Annotated in this window: 26 protein-coding genes; 10 read left to right on the plus strand and 16 right to left on the minus strand. The window is 69.8% G+C overall.

What is annotated here, in order from left to right:
• Positions 1–74: 74 nt before the first annotated feature.
• The 8 genes from LBN7_RS08490 to gnd form a co-directional block, all read right to left on the minus strand.
• Positions 75–872 carry an alpha/beta fold hydrolase gene (locus LBN7_RS08490; protein WP_407361538.1) on the minus strand — a complete coding sequence of 266 codons (798 nt, stop codon included), beginning with the start codon at positions 870–872 and terminating at the stop codon, positions 75–77.
• Positions 827–1351 (minus strand): PadR family transcriptional regulator, encoded by a 525-nt coding sequence (locus LBN7_RS08495; RefSeq protein ID WP_407361539.1) that lies wholly within the window; start codon positions 1349–1351, stop codon positions 827–829. The genes LBN7_RS08490 and LBN7_RS08495 overlap by 46 nt, the downstream gene beginning before the upstream one ends.
• 76 nt (positions 1352–1427) lie before the next feature.
• A complete protein-coding gene (locus LBN7_RS08500) occupies positions 1428–1919 on the minus strand; it encodes an SRPBCC domain-containing protein (protein WP_407361540.1) in 492 nt (163 codons plus the stop codon).
• Positions 1916–2251 carry an ArsR/SmtB family transcription factor gene (locus LBN7_RS08505; protein ID WP_407361541.1) on the minus strand — a complete coding sequence of 112 codons (336 nt, stop codon included), beginning with the start codon at positions 2249–2251 and terminating at the stop codon, positions 1916–1918. The genes LBN7_RS08500 and LBN7_RS08505 overlap by 4 nt, the downstream gene beginning before the upstream one ends.
• Before the next feature lie 37 nt (positions 2252–2288).
• A complete protein-coding gene (locus LBN7_RS08510) occupies positions 2289–3020 on the minus strand; it encodes a 3-keto-5-aminohexanoate cleavage protein (protein WP_407361709.1) in 732 nt (243 codons plus the stop codon).
• Positions 3021–3065: 45 nt separating this feature from the next.
• Positions 3066–3314, minus strand: coding sequence for a hypothetical protein (locus LBN7_RS08515; RefSeq protein ID WP_407361542.1), 249 nt, complete (start codon positions 3312–3314; stop codon positions 3066–3068).
• Positions 3315–3372: 58 nt separating this feature from the next.
• The gene (locus LBN7_RS08520) at positions 3373–4563 is read right to left on the minus strand and encodes a MalY/PatB family protein (RefSeq protein ID WP_407361543.1); all 1191 of its coding nucleotides are present in this window, start codon (positions 4561–4563) and stop codon (positions 3373–3375) included.
• A gap of 82 nt (positions 4564–4645) precedes the next feature.
• A complete protein-coding gene (gene gnd, locus LBN7_RS08525) occupies positions 4646–5710 on the minus strand; it encodes a phosphogluconate dehydrogenase (NAD(+)-dependent, decarboxylating) (RefSeq protein ID WP_116636189.1) in 1065 nt (354 codons plus the stop codon).
• Between the two features lie 203 nt (positions 5711–5913).
• Between gnd and LBN7_RS08530 the strand changes: the two genes are divergently transcribed.
• Positions 5914–6786, plus strand: coding sequence for a serine/threonine-protein kinase (locus tag LBN7_RS08530; RefSeq protein ID WP_116636190.1), 873 nt, complete (start codon positions 5914–5916; stop codon positions 6784–6786).
• Here LBN7_RS08530 and LBN7_RS08535 read toward each other — a convergent pair.
• Positions 6773–7993, minus strand: a complete 1221-nt coding sequence (locus LBN7_RS08535) for an MFS transporter (RefSeq protein WP_407361544.1) — start codon at positions 7991–7993, stop codon at positions 6773–6775. The genes LBN7_RS08530 and LBN7_RS08535 overlap by 14 nt on opposite strands.
• An 81-nt stretch (positions 7994–8074) precedes the next feature.
• On the opposite strand from LBN7_RS08535, the gene LBN7_RS08540 reads away from it, so the two are divergent.
• From LBN7_RS08540 to LBN7_RS08575, 8 genes are all read left to right on the plus strand, one after another.
• A complete protein-coding gene (locus LBN7_RS08540; RefSeq protein WP_407361545.1) occupies positions 8075–8389 on the plus strand; it encodes a hypothetical protein in 315 nt (104 codons plus the stop codon).
• 211 nt (positions 8390–8600) lie between these two features.
• Complete coding sequence (gene purL, locus LBN7_RS08545) at positions 8601–10937, plus strand: phosphoribosylformylglycinamidine synthase subunit PurL (RefSeq protein ID WP_407361546.1); 2337 nt, start codon at positions 8601–8603, stop codon at positions 10935–10937.
• A 23-nt stretch (positions 10938–10960) separates the two neighbouring features.
• The gene (locus LBN7_RS08550; RefSeq protein ID WP_165808094.1) at positions 10961–11107 is read left to right on the plus strand and encodes a hypothetical protein; all 147 of its coding nucleotides are present in this window, start codon (positions 10961–10963) and stop codon (positions 11105–11107) included.
• Positions 11108–11285: 178 nt separating this feature from the next.
• Positions 11286–12011: a DUF2786 domain-containing protein gene (locus LBN7_RS08555; protein WP_407361547.1), complete on the plus strand. Its 726-nt coding sequence runs from the start codon at positions 11286–11288 to the stop codon at positions 12009–12011.
• 63 nt (positions 12012–12074) lie between these two features.
• Entirely contained in the window at positions 12075–12425 is a 351-nt protein-coding gene (locus tag LBN7_RS08560; RefSeq protein WP_341946757.1) for a TraR/DksA C4-type zinc finger protein, read from the plus strand.
• A gap of 39 nt (positions 12426–12464) precedes the next feature.
• Positions 12465–12788 carry a cupin domain-containing protein gene (locus LBN7_RS08565; protein WP_407361548.1) on the plus strand — a complete coding sequence of 108 codons (324 nt, stop codon included), beginning with the start codon at positions 12465–12467 and terminating at the stop codon, positions 12786–12788.
• A 44-nt stretch (positions 12789–12832) separates the two neighbouring features.
• Complete coding sequence (locus LBN7_RS08570) at positions 12833–13270, plus strand: VOC family protein (protein WP_116636194.1); 438 nt, start codon at positions 12833–12835, stop codon at positions 13268–13270.
• Positions 13271–13397: 127 nt separating this feature from the next.
• Entirely contained in the window at positions 13398–14021 is a 624-nt protein-coding gene (locus LBN7_RS08575) for a hypothetical protein (protein ID WP_407361549.1), read from the plus strand.
• A gap of 116 nt (positions 14022–14137) precedes the next feature.
• Here LBN7_RS08575 and LBN7_RS08580 read toward each other — a convergent pair whose 3' ends face one another.
• The 7 genes from LBN7_RS08580 to LBN7_RS08610 all read right to left on the minus strand — a co-directional run bounded on the left by LBN7_RS08580 (position 14138) and on the right by LBN7_RS08610 (position 22841).
• Positions 14138–15220, minus strand: a complete 1083-nt coding sequence (locus tag LBN7_RS08580; RefSeq protein ID WP_407361550.1) for a tartrate dehydrogenase — start codon at positions 15218–15220, stop codon at positions 14138–14140.
• A gap of 49 nt (positions 15221–15269) precedes the next feature.
• Entirely contained in the window at positions 15270–16253 is a 984-nt protein-coding gene (locus tag LBN7_RS08585; protein ID WP_407361551.1) for an ABC transporter ATP-binding protein, read from the minus strand.
• Positions 16250–17257 carry an ABC transporter ATP-binding protein gene (locus LBN7_RS08590; protein WP_407361552.1) on the minus strand — a complete coding sequence of 336 codons (1008 nt, stop codon included), beginning with the start codon at positions 17255–17257 and terminating at the stop codon, positions 16250–16252. The genes LBN7_RS08585 and LBN7_RS08590 overlap by 4 nt, the downstream gene beginning before the upstream one ends.
• Positions 17254–18156 (minus strand): ABC transporter permease, encoded by a 903-nt coding sequence (locus tag LBN7_RS08595; RefSeq protein WP_116636197.1) that lies wholly within the window; start codon positions 18154–18156, stop codon positions 17254–17256. Before LBN7_RS08595 ends, LBN7_RS08590 begins: the two co-directional genes overlap by 4 nt.
• Positions 18153–19118 (minus strand): ABC transporter permease, encoded by a 966-nt coding sequence (locus tag LBN7_RS08600; protein WP_116636198.1) that lies wholly within the window; start codon positions 19116–19118, stop codon positions 18153–18155. The genes LBN7_RS08595 and LBN7_RS08600 overlap by 4 nt, the downstream gene beginning before the upstream one ends.
• A gap of 43 nt (positions 19119–19161) precedes the next feature.
• Complete coding sequence (locus tag LBN7_RS08605) at positions 19162–20874, minus strand: ABC transporter substrate-binding protein (RefSeq protein WP_341946764.1); 1713 nt, start codon at positions 20872–20874, stop codon at positions 19162–19164.
• Positions 20875–20981: 107 nt separating this feature from the next.
• Complete coding sequence (locus LBN7_RS08610) at positions 20982–22841, minus strand: alpha/beta hydrolase family protein (RefSeq protein WP_407361553.1); 1860 nt, start codon at positions 22839–22841, stop codon at positions 20982–20984.
• A 142-nt stretch (positions 22842–22983) separates the two neighbouring features.
• Here LBN7_RS08610 and LBN7_RS08615 point away from each other — a divergent pair, with 142 nt between their 5' ends.
• Positions 22984–23727: a TetR/AcrR family transcriptional regulator gene (locus LBN7_RS08615; protein ID WP_207769982.1), complete on the plus strand. Its 744-nt coding sequence runs from the start codon at positions 22984–22986 to the stop codon at positions 23725–23727.
• Positions 23728–23840: the final 113 nt, after the last annotated feature.

The raw sequence follows: 23840 nt of genomic DNA on the forward strand, positions 1-23840 counted from the left end.
CAGTATCGCCCGCGCCCCTCGACGATCCCGCGCACTCACGCGTGCCGGCGCTCGCTCGACGACCGGGGTCGGCGTCAGGGGACCACATCGCGGTCCACGAAGTCGACGATGGTGCGCGTGAACAGATCGGGATCCTGGATGCTCCAGATATGACGCATCCCGGGCGCCACCCAGGTGCGCGTCTGCGGCATCGCCCGCTTCAGCGCCGTGAACGCCACCCGCACGTCCCTCGACTCGCGCTCTCCCGCGATCGCGAGCAAGGGCCCGGTGTAGTCGAACCGGCCGGCGGGCATCGAGCCCGCGAAGATCTCGCCGTACATGCCGTGTGCCGTCTCCGCGCTCACCCCTCGTCCGGCGGCGATGAACTGCTCGCGTGCATCCGCGGGAATCCGGAACATCGCCGCCTGCATGCGCCAGAACCACCGTCGGTCCCACGCGCGCAGCTGCCACTCCGCCAGACGCCGCTGGACCCCTCGGATGCCGGTCATCATCGCCCCGGTCACCATGCACGAGCGGATGACGTCCGGATGCCGCGCCGCCAGGTGCACGGCGATCACACCGCCCATCGACAGCCCCACCACATGGGCCTTTCCGTCGACCGCCCGCTCCCGGATGATCGCGGCGACATCATCCGCCGCCCCATCCAGCCCCGGCCAGCGCTCGGCGGCCCGCGTGTTGAAGCCGACCACGTCGGGCGTGATCAGGTGTCTTCCGGCGAGGCGCTCGACCTGCGGCTCCCACATCCAGTTGCCGACGTTGCCGCCGTGCAGCAGGATGATCGACTCGCCTGCCCGCTCACCATGCTCGATCGGATATGCCGCGTTCATCACGAGCCCTCCGCGGCGACGGCGCTCCTGGTCGACGCGAGCCATTGCAGCTCGGCCTCACCCTGCCGGATGCCCGCGTCGAGAGTCGCCATCCGCAGCACGGCAGCGAGATCTCCGCTCGCCGAGGGAAGAGCGCGCAGCTGTTCGAGCCCTTCGCGGATCGCGGCCTCGCGCTCGTCGAGCAGGGCGAGGATGCCGTCGACGCCGAGCGATGCGGCGAAGAACAGCCGTGCGAGGAAGGGCTCCTTCGGCTGCAGATCCTCGAGCGGCGAGCCGAGCCATGCCTCGAGCTCGTGCCGTCCGGCATCCGTCAGAGAATGCACCCGACGGTCGGGCCTCCCCTGCTGCGGGATCGTCTCGGTCGCGATGGCGCCGTCGGCCTCGAGACGGTCGAGCGTGCGGTAGATCTGCGACTGATCGGCATGCCAGAAGTGGGCGACCGATCGCTCGAACGCGCGACCGAGGTCGTACCCGCTCTGCGGGGCCACGTCGAGGAGGCCGAGGATCGCGTGTCGGAGCTGCATGAGGATATAGGACCACACATATATAGGACTGCGCAAGTATGCGTCTGGGCCGACGATGCAGTCCCGACGTCGGGCTTCACGCGGATGCCTCCTGCTCGACCAGCTCCGCGAGCGCGGAGGTGACCGAGCCCCATCCGTCGAAGAAGCCCAGCTCCTCGTGGTGCGCACGCGCCGCGGGGGTGCCGTGCCGCACGATGACGCGGTAGTCCGTGCCCTCGGGGTGGTCATCGAGGATGATCTCCGCGGTCATGGCGACCGGCTCCGGGTCGGCGGGGCGCCACGCGCTCGTCACCGCATTGGTGAACACGAGCCGGCGCCCTTCCTCTACGACGAGGAAGATCGAGTCGATGTGCGGCACGAACTCCTCCCCGTCCTCACTCATCCGCGTGACGAACCCGCCGCCCGGGGTGACGTCGAGTCGGTCGACCCGGGTGACCATGGGGGCCGGGATCCACCACTTCTCGAGCCGCGCAGGCTCTGTCCACGCTCGCCAGACGTCGGACGGCGATGCGCGGATCACACGCTGCAGGCTGAGATCGTGCTCGGGGTCGATGGTCACGTCGGTCATGATGTCTCCTGAGGCTCGTTGAGGAAGTTCTCGAGGCGGTCGGTGCGCTCTTCCCAGAGGCTCCGCTGCTCGGCGAGCCAGTCGTCGACGACGGCCAGCCGCTCGCGGTTGAGCGTGCAGGTGCGCACCCTCCCCGACTTGGCCGTGCGGATGAGCCCGCTCGCCTCGAGCGCCCGCACGTGCTTCATGAACGACGGCAGGGTGATGGGGAACGGACGCGCCAGGTCTCCGACGCTCACCGGCCCGCGCCCGAGACGCCGAACGACCTCTCGTCGGGTCGGGTCCGCGAGGGCGAGGAACACCTCGTCCAGCGGCTGCGAATGGTTAGCCATGCGGAACAGTATTGCGGAAACTATGCCTCAAGGCAAACTATTTGTCCGGGCGCACCGGCATCCGCCCCACGGCGGCACGCACCATGGCGGCGTTCGTCGAGGCAGGCATCCCGTCGGGGAGCGTCAGCACGTCTTCGAGACCGATCCGCGTATCCAGACCCAGTTCGACGGCGAGGTCGAAGGCCGCCCACGCGGAATCCTCCTCGCCGTGCAGGAGGATCGGGATGCCCGGCTCCTCGGCGGTCACGTGTGCGATCAATCCCTCGGCGTGGCCGCGCACGACGTCGGCCGCCTCGTCGGGCAGCTCGATCAGCACGCGCAGGCAGTCGCCGCGCACGGGCGAGCGCCGCCACGCCGCAAGTCCCGACGAATCCCACACCCCCGCCTCGACGCCGACGCCGCGGCTGAGCAGCAGCGCGGCCACGTCGTCGGCGCCCGCCTCATGCCAGTTCACCGAGGCGAAGTCGGGGAGCTCGGTCCATCCGGCGATCGCCGCGAGCCGGAGCTCGACGTCGGGCTCGGCCCATGCGCCTGTCGTCACGCCCACGGGGACACCGGGGCACGCCGCCCGCACCGCGCGGAGCCACTGCGCGACATCGCCGGCCTCGAGGCTGTCGCGACCTCGTTCATCCTTCGGGTGCACGTGGATGGCACCGGCTCCGGCGGCCACCGCCTGCGCCGCGTCACCCGCCACGACGCTCGCGTCGGTGCTCAACCACGGATGCTGTGCCACATCTCGCGCGCCGTTGACGCATGCCTGCAGCAGCATCCGTCGACCGGGATGGTCATCGGCATCCGCCTCGGGCAGCACTCGTCAGCCGATCAGGTCGCGCGGGTGGACGGCATAGACGCCGCTGTCGGGAGAGGGTCCCTCTTCGGTGCGCACGGTGTGGGTGACCTGACGCGCGACGGCCGCACCCCGCCCGACCTTGATGGCCTCGGCCTCGGTCAGGAAGCTCGCACCCAAGGTGCGCGACTCCCCCTCGATGCGGTTGAACCAGATCCCGTCGCGCTGAAATGTCTCGATGTCGCCTGCGGCCATGCCGTATCCCTTCTCTCGCATTCCTTTCTACGATGCGGCGCCGACATGCGAGAGCCCCTTGACAGAGAAATCTGCCTCGTCAGAGCGCGCGAGTCTCCAGCGCTTCGCCCATGGCGGAGAACGCCTCGGCGAGGATCGGGCGGGGCGTCGCGAACACCACCCGCACGAAGCCTTCGTATCCGTGGCCGAGCAGACGGCCCTCGGTGAGCACGACCCCGGCCTGCTCGCGGAAGAACGCCGCGGGCGGGCCCTCGATGTCGAGCGCGCGCGTGTCGATCCAACCGATGTATGTCGCTTCGGGGATGCGATACACGGCGCCGGGAAGGTGAGCCGCGACGAGGTCGCCGAGAACGCGGCGCGATCCGTCGAGGTAGTCGACGACGTCCGTCAACCAGGGGCCACCGTGTCGGTAGGCGGCCGTCGACGCGACGACGCCGAGGGTCGCCGCACCGTGCTGCACCGCGAACCCGAACTGCCGGTAGCGCTCCTGGTCGGCGTCGTTCGAGGTGATCAGCTGCGCGGTCTTGAGACCGGGGATGTTCCAGGCCTTCGAGGCGCTCGTGCCGGTCACGGTATGCGCGGCGGCCGCCTCCGACACCGAGGCGTAGGGGACGAACGGCCTGGCGTCGTAGCGCAGCGGGGCGTGGATCTCGTCGGCGAACACACGACCGCCGTGCCGCTCCACGATCTCGGCGATCGCCTCGAGCTCAGCTCGATCGGCGATCGTGCCGGTGGGGTTGTGCGGGTTGCACAGCACGAGCGTGCGGGCACCGGCGGCGAAGGCCTCGTCGATGCGCTGCAGGTCGTGCCGCCACCGTCCGTCGACCTCGACGCCCGGCACCTCGATGACCGGATGCCCGATCGCCGGAAGATATGTCAGGAACGGCATGTAGGCCGGGGTCGGCACGATCACGGCCGATCCGGCGGGGGCGTACTCCTGCACCGCGACGCCGAGAACAGCCATCACGTCGGAGACCGGATGCACGCGCTCGGGGTCGACGGCCCAGTCGTACTCCTCGCGCATCCAGTCGGCCGTCGCCACTCCGAGGTCCGCGGCCAGCGGCGGCGACAGGTACCCCAGGTTCTCCTCATCGATCGCCCGATGCATCGCCTCCGCGATCTCGGGAGCGACGCCGAAGTCCATCTCGGCCACCCACGCGCCGATCCGACCGGGATGAAGGCTCCACTTGCGACTGTGCGGCCGGTCGAGGTGCAGGCGCGTGCGCGCGTCGAACGGGTGCGACGGGAGGGGCGGACAGTCCTCGCTCATCTGCCCCAACATACGGACGATCCCGCCCCGACGCATGCCGCGTTTCCGTGCATGACGGCTCTGCGAGCCGACTCCGCGCCGCTCAACTGCCCTTGCCGGACTCCGCCCGGCGGCTGCCGGCTTCGAGCACGTCGCCAGCCGGGAGCTCCTGGTGCCCGCCGAACTGCAGTCGCATGGCCGACAGCACCTGGTTGGCGAAGCGGTCCTCGTCGCGCGACGCGAAGCGCTCGAAGAGGGATGCCGCGAGCACGGGGACCGGAACGCCCACGTCGACCGCTGCCTTGACCGTCCATCGCCCCTCTCCGGAGTCCGACACGCGCCCGGCGAGGCCGTCGAGCGTCGGGTTCTGGTTCAGCGCCGCCGCCGTCAGGTCGAGCAGCCACGACGACACCACGGATCCGCGACGCCAGAGCTCGGAGACCTTCGCGGTGTCGATCGGGAACTGGTAGAACTCGGGCTCCTCGAGCGGGGCGATCTCGGCGGAGTGCTGAGCCTCGCGGATGCCGGCATCCGCGTTCTCGAGAAGATTGAGCCCCTCGGCGAGCGCGGCCATGATCCCGTACTCGATGCCGTTGTGCACCATCTTCACGAAGTGCCCGGCGCCCGAGGGACCGCAGTGCAGGAAACCCTGCTCCTCCGGAGCGAACTCGCCGGTGCGGCCCGGCGTGCGCTCGATCTCACCCGGACCCGGCGCGATCGTGCGGAAGATCGGCTCGAGGCGCTGCACCGCGGCATCCGGTCCACCGACCATCAGGCAGTAGCCGCGCTCCAGCCCGAAGACGCCGCCGCTGGTGCCGACGTCGATGTAGTCGATGCCGCTCTCGCGGAACGCGGCCGCGCGACGCACGTCGTCGCGGTAGTTCGAGTTGCCGCCGTCGATGAGGGCGTCGCCGGGTTCGAGCACCGCGGCCACCTCGTCGGCCACCTGACCGGTGAGCGAGGCGGGCACCATCATCCAGACGGCACGCGGCACCTGCAGCTTCGACACCAGGTCGGGGATGCTGTCGGCGCCGACGGCTCCCTCGGCGACCAGCGCCTGCACGGCATCCGCGTTCACGTCGTAGACGACGCAGTCGTGGCCTGCGCGCATCAGCCTGCGAACGATGTTCGCACCCATCCGTCCGAGTCCGATCATCGCCAGCTGCATGGGATTCCCCTCCGAGTACGTGTGCGATCGTCGGCGCGCCATGCGCGCCTGGTGGCGATGCTACGCCTCCGCGGTGTCGGCATCCGGTCGGGATCGGCTCTCACCCACTGTTTTCGCGGCGCGTCAAGGCAGGAGATGCCCAGGATGGCGCGGGATACTGTCAGTGGAATACAAGACCCGGATGCCGGAACGAGGAGTGCGTGATGACGCTGGAGGTTCTCTCTCCTTCGTCCGCCCTGCTCGACGGACGCTATGTCCTGCAGGATCGGGTCGGCCAGGGCGGCACCGCCACCGTCTATCGCGCCGAGGACACCTACGTCGGACGGACCGTCGCGATCAAGATGCTCCACCGTGGCGAGGGTGCGCTGCGCAACGCCGATCGCGCGCGGACCGAGGAGGCCCTTCTCGCCTCGCTGAGCCACCCCTCTCTCGTCGCGCTGTTCGATGCGCAGCTGCGGCGACGGCGTCCGCAGTACCTGGTCATGGAGTTCGTCGACGGTCCGACCCTCGCCGAACGCATGGCTGCGGGACCGGTGCCCGCCCGGCAGCTCGCGCATCTGACGCGCGATCTCGCCGAGGGCCTGGCCGCGGTGCACGCCGCCGGCATCGTCCACCGCGACGTGAAGCCCTCGAACGTGCTCCTCGCGCCCCGTCGCACCCGCCGCGGAGGACAGTGGGCCGCGAAGCTCGCCGACTTCGGCATCGCCTGCGAGCTCGACGATGCGCGGATGACCTCGTCGGGACACGTGCTCGGCACACTCACCTACATGGCGCCGGAGCAGCTGCGCGATGCCGACCCCGGCACCGCGGTCGACATCTTCGCCCTCGGCCTGGTGATGCTCGAAGCCCTGACGGGTGAGGCCGGATACGCCGCGCTCGGGACGGGCCGCGTCGCCGCGATCCGACGCCTGACCACGAAGCCGTTCATCCCGGCCTCTGTCGATCCCGACTGGCGACGGCTGCTCGAGCACATGACGCGCCTCGACCCGCGCGAGCGCCCGACGGCCGTCGAGGTGGCCCGTGCCGCTCGCGCCCTGGTGCGCGGGGACCGGCGCGTGGAGCTCAGCGCCGCCTGACCCCTGCGGATCCTGCCTCGACAGGTCGTCCCGACGCCGCGGGAGCCTGCAGGAAGCTCGTCCCCCACGCGACCACGATCGCCACGACCGCGATGCCCATCCCGACGATCACCGCGAACGCCACTCCCCACTGCTCAAGTGCGATCCCGCCGGCGAGAGATCCGAAGGCGATCCCGACGTTCACCGCGGACGCCGGGAGGGACGCAGCGAGGGGCGCCCCGGGACCGGCGAGAGCCACGACGCGATGCTGGATCGACGGGGCTGTGCCCATCCCCAGCATCCCGATCCCGAGCACGGAGAGTCCCACGATCCACGGGTTTCCGCCGAACAGCAGCAGGGCGCCCAACGAGATCAGCACACCGAGGGCCCCGACGATCAGCATCCGTGCGGCGTTCGCATCGGCGAAACGCCCGCCGATCGCCGATCCGAGAGTGGTCGAGATCCCGTAGACGAGCAGGTAGACCGTGACGAGCGGGCCGGTGAGTCCGGTCAACTCGGCGAGGAACGGAACGAGATACGTGATCGCCGCGAGCATCGCCGCGAAGGTGAGGAAGCTCACGCTCAGCACGGCGAGCACACGGGGAGCGAAGGCATGCCGCGCCTGTCCGACAGCGCCGCTGCCCGCGTCCGTCGGGACCGACGGCAGCACGACGAACAGCACGACGAGCACCGCGGCCGCGACGATGACGACCGCGACGAACGATCCTCTCCAGCCGACCGACTGCCCGAGCAGGGTCCCGATCGGAAGGCCGAGCGCGCTCGATGTCGCGAACCCCGAGATGACCACCGACATCGCGCGGCCGGTGCGCTCCGGCGGCACGATCGACGTGGCAGTCACCATCGCCGCGGCGATGAACAGGCCCTGCGCGGCACCGATCACGACGCGTGCGACGAGGAACATCGGGTAGTCCGCGAACAGCGCGGGCAGCAGATTCGCCACCAGGAAGACGGATGCCGTCGCCAGCAGCACCTGCCGCCGGTCGAAGCGCGTGGTGAGGAAGGTGAGCAGTGGCCCACCGATCGCGAGCCCGAGCGCATTGGCGGTCACGAGCGCTCCCGCAGCAGCGAGCGAGACCGACAGATCGGCGGCGATGAGGTCGATCATCCCGACGACGAGCATCTCGGCGCAGCCCATGACGAATGCTCCGGCAAACAGCGCCGCCAATACGGCTGCCGGGCGGACGCGCTTCCGGGTGGTCGCGATCATGATCTCTCCTCGCTGTCTGCAACTCCACAGTTGCACAAAAAGTTACCTAGTGCAACCCCCAAGTTGCAGTTCGATGCTCCCGTGGCAGTTGTGGCGGGTGTTTCGGCCGCAGACCCGCCACAACTGCCACGGGAGCGCGACTCAGGCGACGTTGAAGCCGGCGGACGGCTCGACGATCTCGGCACCGTCGGCGAGGCCATCCCAGGAGCGCGTGAGCTCGTCGAGCGACTCGGCTCGCGCCGACTGGAAGAACGTGCGGTCGGTGACCGTGGTGTCGTTCTCGCGTCGGGTCGAGCCGGCGGTGGCGGCGGCATCCGGATCGTCGGTCCGGAGGAGCTGCGTGCGGCCACCTCGGCTCTGGCCTCCCGTTTCGCCGCGGCATCCAGCTACGCCTGACCGGGCGGGCGGTGTGCACGATTCAGCAAGAATGCGCTCGAAGCGCGAGCACCGTCCCGGATTCACTCGGAAGCCGGTTCTCGCCGCGGAGTTTTTTGCTGAATTGTGCACGCGGTGGGACCCGCGTCCGGTCCCACACGCCCCGAATCCGGCCGCACCCGACCGCCGGTAGACTGGAACCGCCCCGCCGGCCCCTTCCTTTGGAGTGCGCGTGACCACCGCCCCTGCACCTGTCCACAAGCACGTCCCCGACTCCGTCGAGAACGCGATCGCGACGCCCGAGAAGGAGCAGCCGTACGGCGCCCTCGGCCTCAAGGATGACGAGTACGCGCGCATCAAGGAGATCCTCGGCCGCCGCCCCACATCGGGCGAGCTGGCGATGTACTCCGTCATGTGGTCGGAGCACTGCTCCTACAAGTCGTCGAAGAACTACCTGCGCCGCTTCGGCCAGAAGGTCTCCGACGAGATGAAGGAACGCCTCATGGTCGGCATGGGCCAGAACGCGGGCGTCATCGACGTCGGCGAAGGCTGGGCCGTCACCTTCAAGGCCGAGAGCCACAACCACCCCAGCTTCATCGAGCCCTTCCAGGGTGCGGCAACCGGCGTCGGCGGCATCGTCCGCGACATCATCTCGATGGGCGCCCGCCCGGTCGCGGTCATGGACGCCCTCCGCTTCGGCGCGATCGACCACCCCGACACCGCCCGCGTCGTGCACGGCGTGACGAGCGGCATCAGCTTCTACGGCAACTGCCTGGGACTGCCGAACATCGGCGGCGAGACCGTCTTCGACTCGGTCTACCAGGCCAACCCGCTCGTGAACGCGCTCGCGGTGGGCGTGCTCCGCCACGAAGACCTCAAGCTCGCCAACGCGACCGGCGTCGGCAACAAGGTCGTGCTCTTCGGCGCCCGCACGGGTGGCGACGGCATCGGCGGCGCCAGCATCCTGGCATCCGACTCGTTCGACTCCACCGGCCCGACCAAGCGTCCCGCAGTGCAGGTCGGCGACCCGTTCGCCGAGAAGGTGCTCATCGAGTGCTGCCTCGAGCTGTACCGCGGCGAGCTCGTCGAGGCGATCCAGGACCTCGGCGCGGCAGGCATCTCCTGCGCGACCAGCGAGCTCGCGGCCAACGGCAACAGCGGCATGAAGGTCTCGCTCGACAACGTGCTGCTGCGTGACCCCACGCTCACGGCCGAGGAGATCCTCATGTCGGAGTCGCAGGAGCGCATGATGGCGATCGTCGCTCCCGAGAAGCTCGACGCCTTCCTCGAGGTCGTGAACAAGTGGGAGGTCGAGACCTCCGTGCTCGGCGAGGTCACCGGAGACGGCCGCCTCATCATCGACTGGCAGGGCGAGCGCATCGTCGACGTCGACCCCTCGACGGTCGCGGTCGACGGCCCGGTCTACGACCGTCCGGTCGCGTACCCGACCTGGATCGACGCGCTGCAGGCGGATGCCGCGGAGAACCTGCCCCGCTCCAACGACCCGGAGGTGCTGCGCGAGCAGTTCCTGAACCTGGTCGCGTCGCCGAACCTGGCCGACACGAGCTGGATCACCAACCAGTACGACTACTACGTGCTCGGCAACACCGCTCTCAGCTTCCCCGATGACGCCGGCATGATCCGCGTCGACGAGGAGTCCGGCCTCGGGTTCGCGATCTCCACCGACGCGAACGGCCGCTACTGCCAGCTCGACCCGTACGCCGGCGCGCAGCTCGCGCTGGCCGAGGCGTACCGCAACGTCGCCGTCACCGGCGCGGTGCCCACCGCCATCACCGACTGCCTGAACTTCGGATCCCCGGAGAACCCCGAGGTCATGTGGCAGTTCGGTCAGACGGTCGACGGCCTCGCCGACGGATGCTACGAGCTCGGCACCCCGGTCACCGGAGGCAACGTCTCGTTCTACAACCAGACCGGCGACGTGCCGATCCACCCGACCCCGCTCGTCGGCGTGCTCGGCATCATCGACGACGTCTCGCGCCGCATCCCCTCGGGGTGGCAGGACATCGGCCAGAACATCTACCTGCTCGGCACGACCTCGACCGAGCTCTCCGGTTCGGCCTGGGCCGACGTGGTTCACCAGCACCTCGGCGGACTGCCCCCGAAGGTCGACCTCGCCGGCGAGAAGCGCCTCGCGGGCCTGCTCTCGGCGGCACGTGACGAATGGCTGATCTCCTCGGCGCACGACGTCTCCGAGGGCGGCCTCGGCCAGGCCCTCGCGGAGGGCGTCTCGCGCTTCGGCGTCGGCGCCCGCGTGTGGCTCAACGAGATCATCGAGCGCGATGGTGTGGATGCCGCGTCGGCGCTGTTCTCGGAGTCGACCGGCCGCGTCATCGTGACGGTGCCCCGCGAGGACGACGTGAAGTTCCGCGGCCTGTGCGAGGGGCGCAACTACCCGGTGCTGCGCATCGGCGTGACCGACAGCGAGCCGCAGCTCGAGGTGCAGGACGTCTTCACGGTCTCGGTCGACGAGCTGCGCGAGCGCTCGAAGGCCACGCTGCCGTCGTACTTCGGCCCGACCGTCGCGGAGCCGGCCGACGCCGGTCGTTGAGCGACAGAGGCGAGACGAAACGCATGAGCGAACTGAGCAAGCCCGACGACGACTACGGCGACCTGGGCGAGCCGCGCAACCGCCGCATCCGGATCATCGCCTGGACGGTCATCGTCGCGCTGATCCTCGGCGGCGGCGGCGCGACCGTGCTGACGCTGATCTTCGGCTGACCCGCGGCTCCGCCGCACTCACCCCGGTCGCGCGGCTCGTCGACGCGCGCAGCACGACGGGGCGACTTCTCGTCCACAGCGAGCCGCTGAACGACCTTCTTCACCGAACCCGGCGAAGGGCGCCGGAATGGGAGACCCCCCTCGGAGGATGCAGAGCATCACGAGCAAAGGGGACCCCATGACCGAAGCGAAACTGGACCTGATCGCCCAGCTGCTGGCGAAGGCCGAGAGCACGACGCCCGAGGAGGCAGAGGCGCTCACCGAGCACGCCGAGCGGCTGATGGTGAAATACGGCATCGAGCAGGCGCGCCTCGACGAGCGCCGCGCCCGATCCGGTCAGTCCGGTGAGGAGATCGTCCAGGAGCGGATCGTCTTCACCGGGGTCTACGCGCGCGACATGCGCGAGCTCGGCACCCGGGTGGCGCTGGCGCTCGACACGGTGCGCCCGTTGCACGCCGACCAGGCGGCCGGGTCGGTCCTCTACCTCGTGGGCTACGCCTCCGACGCGCAGCAGGCGCGCGCGCTCACCGCGAGTCTCGAGGTGCAGGCGATGGTGGCGATGCGGGCGTGGTGGGCCGCCCGGCGCGACGACTACGGGTGGGGCACGGAAGGCGACAGGCGGCGCGCGCGCAGCGGGTTCATCCGGGGGTTCGCGGCCGGCGCGGCCGAGCGCATCGACGACAGCCGTCGCCGCATCATCGAGGAATCCGGCAGCGGCACCGACCTCGTGCTCGCCTCCCGCCGCGAACGGGTGGACGCCGTGATCGACCGGATGCCGACGCGCCGGGCACGCGGGCGTCAGGGAGCGGATGCCGGGGCCTATGTGCACGGGCACCGCTCGGGTCGCGAGGCGCGAACCGGCGAGCGTGCCGTGACGCCCGGCCGCGGCGGCGTCGCACGATGAGCCACCGATGGGCACCGACGACTCGCACCGCGGCGTGTCGGTGCCTCTGTCTAGGGTGAGGGGATGACGGCCGACCTGCGCACACTCCTGCAGGAGCTGCGCGCGCAGGCGGCGGAACGGGTCAGCACCACGGCCGCGACCCTCGACGAACTCACGCATGATCGCGAGGGCTCGAACGACGACGACGAGCATGATCCCGAGGGCGTCACCCTGTCATCCGAATGGTCGCGCCTGACGGGTCTGGCCGAGGCCGCGGCATCCGAACTGCGGCAGGTCGACGAGGCGATCGCTCGGATGGATGCCGGCACGTACGGCGTCTGCGCGAACTGCGGGCGGCCGATCCCGCCGGCGCGCCTCGAGGTGCGGCCGTTCGCCGTCCACTGCGTCGCCTGCGCCGAGAAGCTCGGCCGCTGAGAGCGATCGGCGTACCCTGAGGGCGTGAACGGAGGAGGCGTGACCATCCAACCCAGAGACGTGAGCCGCGACGAAGACATCGAGGGTCGTCTGCTCGGCTCGCCCGTGAGCATCATGCGCGAGTACATCACCACTCCGGGCCGCGGGCCTCGACTGCACCGGCATCCGTACGCCGAGACATTCGTGATCCACCACGGCCGCGCGCTGTTCACGGTCGGCGAGGAGCAGGTCGTGGGCGTGGGCGGGCAGATCCTCGTCGTCCCCTCGCTCGTCACCCATCGCTTCGAAGTGCTCGACGGCGGCACCTACGAGGCCACCCACGTGCATGCGAGCGACCGCTTCATCACGGAGTGGCTCGAGTAGATCCGGCCGAACCCGACGTCGGCGTGCGCGAGTAGCATCCCCTCATGGCAATCAGACTTGAGAACGTCGGCATCGCCGTGCGCGACCTCGACGAGACGATCTCCTTCTTCTCCGACCTCGGGCTCTCCGTGCTCGGCCGCGACGAGGTCAGCGGAGAATGGGCCGACACGGCCGTCGGCCTCGACGGCAACCACGCCAGGATCGCGGTGCTCCAGACGCCGGACGGCCAAGGCCAGATCGAGCTCTTCGAGTACATCCACCCCGAGGCGATCGAGACCGAGCCCACGCTGCCCAACGAGATCGGGATGCACCGCATCGCCTTCGCGGTCGACGACATCGACGAGTCGCTGGCGATCGCCGCCCGGCACGGCTACCACCCTCTCCGTGGCGTCGCGAACTACCAGGACGTCTACAAGCTCACGTATCTCCGCGGCCCCAGCGGCATCCTGGTGATGTTCGCGCAGGACCTCACGAAGAGCTGAGCATCCCGCGCCAGATCAGCTCGGTCGCCGCCCGGAGGCGCGCGACCACCACCGGCTCGCTGATCCGATCCCCGCGCACGACCAGCCGTCCCAGCGGATGACGCCGCGGTCTGGCTACGATTCCCGTGTGGACAAGCAGACGACGACCGCGCTCCTCCGCGAGCACTTCTTCCCGCTCCTGAAGGCGCAGGGCTTCGCGCGCAACGGGGACGTGCTGCGCCGCGCCGACGACCCGGTCGTGCACGTCGTCGAGGTCGTGCACCAGCCGCGGCGCGGCGTCTTCCGCATCGACGTGGGCGTGCATCTGACTCTGTTGGGCGACATCTCCGGTCACGTCATCGATCCGACGAAGATCCGCGAAGCGGACTGCGCCTGGCGGTCGTCGATCATCCCCGGGTTCCGCAACAATCACGACCCCGACTTCGTCTACGGTTCGACCGCCGAGGAGGCGCAGGAGTCGGTGTCGTTCCTCGTCTCGGAGTGGGACCGGCAGTCCAGCGCCTTCTTCGGCCGGCTCGCCACCTGGCCGCAGGACTTCCACGAGGCGGCGCGCGCGGCAGTGGTCGATCCTCCGCATCCGGCCCACCTGCTCACCTGGGCGCGGGTCGCGGCGCTGGCCGGTGACCTCGAGCTCGCCCGTCGCTGCGCCGAGATCTCCCTGCCGAGCGTGCCCGAGCGCGCGACCGGGCTTCGTGCCGACCTCGAGGCGATCGTGAACGAACCGAGCACGGCGGTGCCGCAGCTGCGCTGATGGTCCTCGGCGGTACGCGTCGTCGGGAGGAGTTCGCCGCGTCGGGCGGAGGTTTTCCGTGCGCACGTCCGCCCGACGGCGGGAACTCCTCCCGAACGAGTGGGCCGCGGCGATCCCTACCCCGCGACGGCCTCCGCGATCGCGGCACCGAGCTCGACCGTGGTCGCCGTGCCGCCGAGGTCGGGGGTGAAGGGCGCGGCATCCGCTCCGCGGGCGAGCACGTCCTCGATCGCGGCGAGCACGGCGGCTCCGGCATCCGGGTGGCCCAGGTGCTCGAGCATCATGGCGCCGCACCAGATCTGCCCGATCGGGTTCGCGATGCCGCGCCCGGCGATGTCGGGAGCCGAGCCGTGCACGGGCTCGAACAGGCTGGGGAAGTCCCCCTCCGGGTTGATGTTGGCGCTCGGCGCGATGCCGATCGTCCCGGTGCAGGCGGGACCGAGATCGGAGAGGATGTCGCCGAACAGGTTGCTCGCCACGACCACGTCGAACCAGTCGGGGTGCAGCACGAAGTTCGCCGTGAGGATGTCGATGTGGAACTGGTCGCGGCGCACCTCGGGGTAGTCGGCGCCGACCGCGGCGACGCGCTCATCCCAGTACGGCATCGAGATCGAGATGCCGTTGCTCTTGGTCGCCGACGTCAGGTGCTTGGCCTCGCGGCGCTGCGCCAGGTCGTACGCGTAGCGCAGCACCCGGTCGACGCCGGTGCGCGTCATCACGGTCTCCTGCAGCACGAACTCGCGGTCGGTGCCCTCGAACATCCTGCCGCCGATCGAGGAGTACTCGCCCTCGGTGTTCTCGCGCACCACGTAGAAGTCGATGTCGCCCGGCTCACGACCGGCGAGCGGCGAGACCACGCCGGGCATGAGCCGCACCGGCCGCAGGTTCACGTACTGGTCGAACGCACGCCGGAACTGGATGAGGCTCCCCCACAGGCTCACGTGATCGGGAACGACGTCGGGCCAGCCGACCGCCCCGAAGTAGATCGCATCGAAGCCGCGCAGCGTCTCGAACCAGTCGTCCGGCAGCATACGCCCGTGCTGCTGCCAGTAGGTCGCGCTCGCGAAGTCGAACTCCGTGAACTCGAGGTCGATGTCGAATCGGGACGCCGCGGCGCGCAGCACCCGCAGCCCTTCCGGCATCACCTCGGTGCCGATGCCGTCTCCGGCGATCACGGCGATGCGGTGGGTGGTCGTCATGGGGTTCCTTCCGGTTGCAGCAGGGCGATCGTTCCGGTCGAGGCGGGGGTCAGAGAACGTCGAGCTCGTCGGGGTGATGGCAGGCGACCCGGTGGGTGCCGCCGTGGTCTTCGAGCTCGGGCACCACCTCGGCGCACACCTCGGTGGCCTTCCAGCAGCGGGTGCGGAAGCGGCATCCGCTCGGCGGCGACACGGGACTCGGCACGTCGCCGGTCAGCACGATGCGCTCGCGCGCCCGCTCGGCCCGCGGGTCGGGAACCGGGATCGCCGACAGCAGCGCCTGGGTGTACGGATGCCGGGGCCGCTCGTACAGGTCGTCGACGGGTCCTTCCTCCACGAGCTTGCCGAGGTACATGACTCCGACGCGGTCGCTGAGGTGTCGCACCACGGACAGGTCGTGCGCGATGAACAGGTACGTGAGCCCGAGGTCGCGCTGCAGGTCGTCGAGCAGGTTCAGCACTCCGGCCTGCACGCTCACATCGAGGGCGCTGACGGGCTCGTCGAGCACGATCACCTCGGGCTCCACGGCGAGAGCCCTGGCGATGCCGAGCCGCTGCCGCTGACCTCCGGAGAACTCGTGCGGGAAGCGGTCGGCGTGCGCGGGGTTGAGCCCGACCTGCGCGAGCAGCTCCTCGACCCGGCGCTCGTGCTGACCGCGGTGCAGCCCGTGGATCACGAGCGGCTCGGTCAGCGTCGCTCGCACGGACTTGCGCGGGTTGAGCGAGGCGTACGGGTCCTGTAACACGAACTGCACGCGCCGGCGCAGCGCCCGCAGCCGCCCGCCCTCGACGCCGGTGATGTCATCGGCGCCGAGCCGGATCGAGCCCCCGTCGCTGGTCTGCAGTCGGGCGACGCTGCGGCCGAGCGACGACTTGCCGCATCCGCTCTCGCCCACGAGGCCGAAGGTCTGTCCGCCGTCGATCGAGAGGCTGACGTCCGACACGGCCTGCACGACGTCGCGCGTGCGGCCGAAGAGACCGCCACCGACCTTGTACTCCTTGACGAGGTTCTGCACGGTCAGGCTCGTGCTCATGACGCCGCCTCCTTCTGCCATTCGTCCACGCGCACGCAGGCCGCTGTATGCCCGGAGCCCACCGGCACCGCGGGCGGAACCGCCGCATCGCACAGCCCCGCGACCGCGTGCGCGCAGCGCGGAGCGAAGCGGCACCCGGCAGGCCATGCGGTCGCCACCGGCGGCTGACCCGCGATCTGGTACAGCCTCTCGTCGCGCGACGCCCGCCGGTCGATCCGCGGCAGCGACGCCAGGAGCCCCGCCGTGTAGGGGTGCGCGGTCTCGTAGAAGAGCGGATCGACATCGGCCGTCTCGACCAGCCCGCCCGCGTACATGACCATGACCCGATCGGCGGTGCCGGCGACGACGCCGAGGTCGTGGGTGATGAGCAGCACCGTCGTGCCGGTGCGGCGTTGCACCTCGCGCAGCACCTCGAGCACCTGCGCCTGCACGGTCACGTCGAGCGCGGTCGTCGGCTCGTCGGCGATCAAGAGGTCGGGCTCGTTGGCGATGCTCATCGCGATCATCACGCGCTGGCGCATGCCGCCCGAGAACTCGTGCGGGTAGCGATCGACGCGCAGTTCGGGCGAGGGGATGCCGACGACGTCCAGCAGCTCGATCGCCCGCGCCTTCCGCTCGGCCGGGGTGGTGTCGGGACGGTGCACGCGCACGGCCTCGATCAGCTGCTCGCCGACGCGCATGACCGGGTTGAGAGCGGTGAGCGCGTCCTGGAAGACCACGGCGATGTCCTTGCCGCGCACCTCGCGCAGCGCGGCATCCGACATCCCCACCAGCTCGGTGCCGCGGAATCTGATCGACCCGGTGACGACCGCCTTCTTCGGCAGCAGCCCCATGATCGCCATCGCGGTCATCGACTTGCCGGATCCCGACTCCCCGACGATCCCGACCGTCTCTCCCTCGCGCAGCACGAACGACACGCCCTCGATGGCCCTGGCGAGTCCGGCATCCGTCGGGAAGCTGACCGACAGGTCCTCGACCTCCAGCAGCACCTCGTCGCCGCTCACAGGTTCTTCCCCTGCGGGTCGAGCGCATCGCGCAGTCCGTCGCCGATGAAGTTCACGCACAGCACGGTCACGAGGATGAAGAGTCCGGGGAAGTACAGCAGGTACACCTGGGGGGTGCCGACGTAGCCGGCTGCCTGGCTGAGCATCGAGCCCCAGCTGGTCTGCGGCGGCTGCACCCCGAACCCGAGGAAGCTCAGCGTCGACTCCGCGATGATCGAGGATGCCACGGCCAGGCTCATCGCGACCACGATCACCCCGGCGAGGTTCGGCAGCAGGTGCGAGACGACGATGCGGATGCCGGATGCTCCGATGCCGCGTGCCGCGTCGATGAAGTCCTTCTCGCGGAGGGACAGCACCTGCGCTCGCACGACCCGGGCGATGTAGGTCCAGCCGAGCGCCGTGAGCGCGAGGACGATGGTCGTCGGCGAGGGCCCGAGCCCCTGCAGGATCACCGCGAGCAGGGCGATCGCGGGGACGATGAGGAAGAGGTCGGTGATGCGCATGATGAGCTCGCCGATCCAGCCGCCGACGTAGCCCGAGATCGCGCCGAGGGCCGTGCCGACGACGGTCGCGAGCAGGGCGACGGCGAGGCCGATCGCGAGCGAGATCTGGCCGGAGAAGAGGATCTCGCTGAGGTAGTCGCGGCCGAGCTCGTCGGTTCCGAGCCAGTGCGCCCCCGAGGGCGGGGTGGGCCCGGTGAGGAGGTCCTGGCGCCCCTGCGGATAAGGAGCGATCCAGCCGGCGCCGAAGCACGCGATCAGCAGGATCACCAGCACGATCAGGCTCACCACGCCGAGTCGGTGCCGCAGGAAGCCCTTCAACAGCTGACGGGTGGGCGCCTTCTGCGGCTCCTGCTCGGCGAGCAGCTCCTCGCGCCCCGCGATGCCGGCACCGCTCATGACAGTCTCACTCTCGGGTCGAGCACCGCGTAGGCGATGTCGGCGACCAGGTTGCAGATCACGACCGCCACGGCGACCACGATCATCCAGGGCAGCAGCACGAACACGTCGCCCGCGACGAGCGACTGCAGGAACAGACGCCCCATGCCGGGGATCGCGAAGATCTGCTCGGTGACCACGAGCCCGCCGATGAGGATCGCCGCATCCAGCGCGACGACCGTGACGAACGGGGCGAGCGAGTTGCGCACCGCGTGCCGCCAGATCACCTGGCGGCGCGGCACGCCCTTCGCCCGGGCGGTGCGCACGTAGTCGCTCGAGAGCGCATCGAGCATCGCGGCACGGCCGAACCGGCTCCACGACGCGATGAGGGCGATCATGAGCGCGGCGACGGGCAGGATCAGATGGCGGATGTAGTCGAGCACGCCGGTCTGCCCCGGCGAGTTGAGCCCGATGAAGTACAGCGGCGGCTCGCTGAGCCCGAACGCCTCCTTCGGCCAGACCGCGAACGTCTGGATGAGGATGAGGCCGAACCAGAACGCCGGCATCGCGATGCCGAGGTACGAGGCACCCGTGAGCAGATTGTCGCCCAGGGAGTACTGCCGCACCGCCGAGTAGACGCTCACTCCGCCCGCGATGAGGACCGCGATCAGCAGCCCCCAGAACGCCAGCTGCAGCGTGGGCCACAGCGCCTCGCCGATCAGCGGGAGCACCGGGGTGCCGGTGCGGGTGCTCAGGCCCCAGTCCCCGACGACCATCGACCGCAGCCAGAGGAAGTACTGCTCGGGGATCGAGCGATCCAGGCCCAGCCGCTCGATCTCGCGGGAGAGAGCGGTCGGATCCTGCGCCAGGCGGAGCTTGGCGAGGGGGTCGAACGTCGCTCGCACCGCCCAGAACAGCACGAAGGAGGCGACGAGGATCACCGGGATCGAGTAGAGCACCCGTCGTGTGATGAACGTGATCATGACGTCGCCTCCTTCCTGTCCGCGTCCGTGTCCGACCGCGGGCTCAGCCCGCGAGTCCCCACTCGGCGAGGTTCCAGAACGGACCCTCCATGGGGTTGATCTGCAGCGGACCGCCGATCTTCTCGTCCCACAGCAGCACGTTCGGCACGGTGTCGAGCGGGAGAGACGGCACGTTCTCGGCGATCAGCGCGTCGGCCTCGTGCGAGACCTCGATGCGGGCATCCGTGTCGATCTCGTTGTCGACCTGGCTGAGCAGATCGTCGAGTCCGGGGATGTTCGTGCGATAGAAGTTGATGCCGGAGAAGCCGTTCGCCTCGCTGGGGATGTTGACCGACGAGAAGGTCGCGCTGAGCGTGGGGTCGGCGAAGGTGTCGACGAGCGCCCAGATGCCGGCCTGGAAATCGCCCTCGGGAGCGATCGTGCCGAACAGGTCGGCAGGGGTGACCTGGTCGATCGTCATCTCGAACCCGGCATCCGCCAGCTGCGACTGCAGCACCTGCACCGTGAGGTCGCGGCGCTTGTTGCCGGCGAGGGTCTTGATCGAGAAGGTCGCGGTCTCGCCGCCCTTTGCCCAGACGCCGTCGCCGTTCTTCTTCCAGCCGTCGCCCTCCATCAGCTCGTCGACCTTGTCGAGATCGAGCGAGTACTGCGAGAAGTCGTCGGATGCGAACGGCGCGACCATGGGCGAGTTGAAGCTCTGCTGCGCCTCATCGATGCCGAGGCTGCCGAACAGGCGCTTCACGATGGCGTCGCGGTCGATCGAGTAGGCGAGCGCCTGGCGCACGGCGACCGAGTCGAAGGGGGCGGCGGCGTTGTTCAGCCAGATCGCCTCGAGGTTGCCGCTGCGTGCGTCGACCTGGGACTTGATGCCGGGGAGCCCCGCCTCGATCTGCGTGAGGGCGTCGAGCTGCGGCGACGGGTAGAGGGCGCTGACCTGTCCGCTCTTGAGGGCCTGGAACGCGGCGGTCGTGTCGGGGAGGAAGAGGAACGTGACCTTGTCGAGGTGCGGCTTCTCGCCCCAGTAGTTCTCGTTCGGCACGAGCGTGACCGAGGTGCCCCTGGTCCACTTCTCGATCTTCCAGGGCCCGCCGCTGAAGTCGTAGCCCTCGGCCATGATCGCCGCGCGGTCCTGACCCTCGAGCAGGTGCGAGGGCATCACGCCGTACACGCTGAAGAGCGTGCGCCATCCCGCATACGTGGAGTTCAGCGTGACGACGACGGTCTTCGGATCGCTCGCGTCGATCGCGGTGATGCGGTCGTAGCCGGTCTTGTCGAAGATGTCGTCGCCGTCGCGGATCTGCAGCGCGGTGTACTCGAAGTCGGCCGAGGTGATGGGCTCGCCGTCGGACCACACCGCGTCGGGGTTGATCTCGTAGGTGATGGTCTGCGTGCCGTCGGCGGCGACCTCGGTGGTGGGCTCGCCCGTGACGAGATCCGAGGCCACCGGCTGCCACTCGTCGTCGACGAGGCGGGTCTGGAAGACACCGGGCATGGTCGGGATCTGCATGATGTACGAGCCCCAGATGGAGCCGCCGCAGGTGGCGATCCAGTCGGTGCAGTCCGGCTCCTGCTCGGCGCCGATGACGATCTCGCCGCCGTCGACGACGGCGACCTCCTCGTTCGTCTCGGTCGGGGCGGGCGACGGGCTGCAGGCGGCCAGGGAGCCGATGAGCGCGGCCGCGGTCAGAGCAGCGAGGATGCCGCGACGGGAAGGCCGGGAAGAGGGTACAGCGGTGCGAAGCAGTGATTTCGACATGGACGGATCTCCAGTGAGCGTGCGACGAAGGAACAGTGCAAGAGGTGCTGTGGTGCGGGTGGTGGTCTGACTCTAGAGCCGACCGGAAGAGATAGCAAGCACTTTAGTCAATGTTCGTGACTAGGAGCGATGCCAGTGGCGTCCCAGCGCTCTCCGGCAAGGGTGCGGAGGGCCAGTTCCTGCATGCGGCGCTGGTCGTGAGCGGCGCCTTCGAGCCCGGTGGGCTCATGCCCGCCCTCGAAGATGTCGAGCACGGCGTCCCCGCCGCCGGCGCGCAGCCGGTCGACGTAACCCTGCACGCCCACCACCGGGGTGCGGGTGTCGATCGAGCCCTGATTGATCCAGACCGAGGCGCGCACGTCATCGAGGTACGAGATCGCCGAGAAGCGGGAGACGAGCTCGGGCGGGACCCACGAGCTCCAGACCGAGCGCACGGCCGGATTCATGGCCTGGATGGTCACCGACCAGTCGGCGACCGCCACGTGGGCGAGGCCGCCGGCGAACAGCTCCGGAAGCCGGCCGACGCTCAGCAGCGTCATGTGACCGCCGTACGAGGCACCGGTGATGAAGGTCGATGCGGGGTCGGCGAGACCCTGCTCGCGGAGCCAGGCGATCGCCGCGGCGACGTCCTCGATCTCGCGGTCGCCGCCGACGTTCCAGAACCCCTCGCGGAAGTCGCGGCCGAAGGTCACGGAGCCGCGGTAGTTGAGCGACGCGAAGGCGAAGCCGGCCTCCAGCCACGCCTGCGCGGCCGGGTCGTACCGATCGACCGTGACCAGGTTCGGCCCGCCGTGGATCTCGAGGATCGTGCCGATCGGCTCGCGATCGGCGGGGCGCCCCGACCACAGCTGCACCCGGGTGCCGTCGGCGCTCGTGACCAGGGTCGAGGTGAGCGGCCGCCCCGGCGGCACGGGCGCGGGGGCGATCAGCGTCGTCTCGGTGCCATCGTCGGCGATCTCCGTGACGTGCAGCGGCACCGCCCAGCTCGAGCGCAGGGCGCGGACGGCGCCGCTCGGCGCGTAGTACGACGTCCAGTAGTGCGGATGCAGGTTCGCGACGTCGGGCTCCACGAAGCTGCCGCCTTCGCGCACGATCCGCACCGAGCCGTCCGCCTCGTCGATCTCGAGCAGACGATGGATGCCGGCGTCGACGTGCACCGCGAGGAGGCGCCCGCTCGGCGCATGCCAGTCGAGCGCGATCACCTCTCCGGCGAGCGCGGGCAGGTCGAAGTCCTGACGGGCGCCGGTACGGACGTTCCAGATCGCGGGACGCGAGAAGCCGCTCCGCTCGGTGTTGAGCAGCAGGCGCTCGTCGCCGGGGAGGGACGAGAACCGCACCGCGCGGACCGGGCCGTCGGGGAGGTCGTCGAGCGTCGCGACGGTCCCGCCGGTCGCGGCATCCACCACCGTGATGCGAGGACGACGGATGCCGGGATTGTGATCGGTCGTGTCGATCGACACCAGCGTCGCGTCGGACGAGGGCTTCCCGAACCAGGCCTCGATCGGGTTCGAGTACACGACCGTCGGCTCGCCCCAGGGGGCAGCCGGGATCGTCAGCACATGGAAGCCCTCCTCGTCGACGACCGTGGCGATGAGCGCGGAGCCGTCGAACGAGAACTCCAGCCCGCGGAGGACATAGGGCTCGCGGCCGGGGGTGAGCGCGATGCGCTCGGATCCGTCGACGGATGTCGCGACGAGAGCACCGACCTCGGAGCCCCCGCCGTCGTCGAGGTCGACGACCCAGCGCCCGTCCGGCGCGACGATCGCCCCCATGCTCACCGCGAACGGCAGCAGCTCCCCCGGGGCATCCGGCGCATGCCAGAGGCGTCCGCGCGCGCCGTCGGGGTGGTTCTCGACCACGAGGGCCGCGTCGGACCCGCCCGCGGCGGGGCGCACGGTCATGAGGTACGGCACGGCGAAGCGCTGATCGATCATCGCTGTCGTCGAGTCTTCCGGGGTGTGCAGCATCCTTGCTCCTCCTCGTCGTCGCCAATGCCGTTGACTATAGCATTGGCTACGACATCGGACCAGGGATCCCGGCATTGTCGACGAGCATGACAGGAGCCGTGACCAGCGTGGGGTACCGTGATCTCTGCGCGAACGATGCGCGATGACGACAGCGGAACGGAGCATCTCGATGGCGACTCGGAAGGCCGCAGGTCCGGCGAAGGCGCCGACCCGCACGAGCGGCAGCCCCGCACGTCCTCGCCGCGCACGCGACTCGCTCAGCCGCGAGATCATCGTGGCCGCCGCGGACCGCGTCGTGGAGCGCGACGGCCTCGATCGCCTGACCTTCCAGGCCATCGGCGAAGAGCTCGGCGCGCACCCGACATCGATCTACCGGCACTTCCGCGACAAGGACGAGCTGCTCCTCGCCCTGATCGACACCCTCCGGGCCCGCTCCTACAGCGGCGGCATGGTCGCGACCGACGACTGGCTGGCCGACCTGCGAACGCAGGCGCACCTGATCCACGGCCACTACATGCGCTACCCCGAGTTCGCGCTGCAGATGGCGCTGCGACGCCCGACGGACTTCTCGTCGATGGAGTTCTCGATCGGAGCCCTCCGCCGCGGGGGATACGACAAGGAGCAGGCGGCGCTGTACGCCCGCGCGCTCGGACAGCTGATCCGCTCGGCATCCAGCATCCAGGCCGCGCTCACGGCGCTCCCCGCCGACGTGCAGGACGCCGACGAGCTCACCTGGCAGATGGACTACCGTCGGCTCGACCCCGAGGAGTTCCCGAACATCGTCTGGGCCGGCGACAGCCTTCCGGGCGTGCGCGACCCGCGGGCCTGGGAGTCGGCGCTCGAGCTGCTGCTGGAGAGCATCGAGCGGCACGCACCCGGCGCCTGAGCCTCAGGTGCTCTGCGGTCGGGCAGCGGTGGCGATCAGGCATCCCGTTCCGAGCATGCACACGTTGTGAGCACTCACCGCGAAGGAGATCTCACGCTTGGGAGGAGCATCCG

The organism is Microbacterium sp. LBN7, assembly GCF_045690345.1.
Taxonomy (GTDB): domain Bacteria; phylum Actinomycetota; class Actinomycetes; order Actinomycetales; family Microbacteriaceae; genus Microbacterium.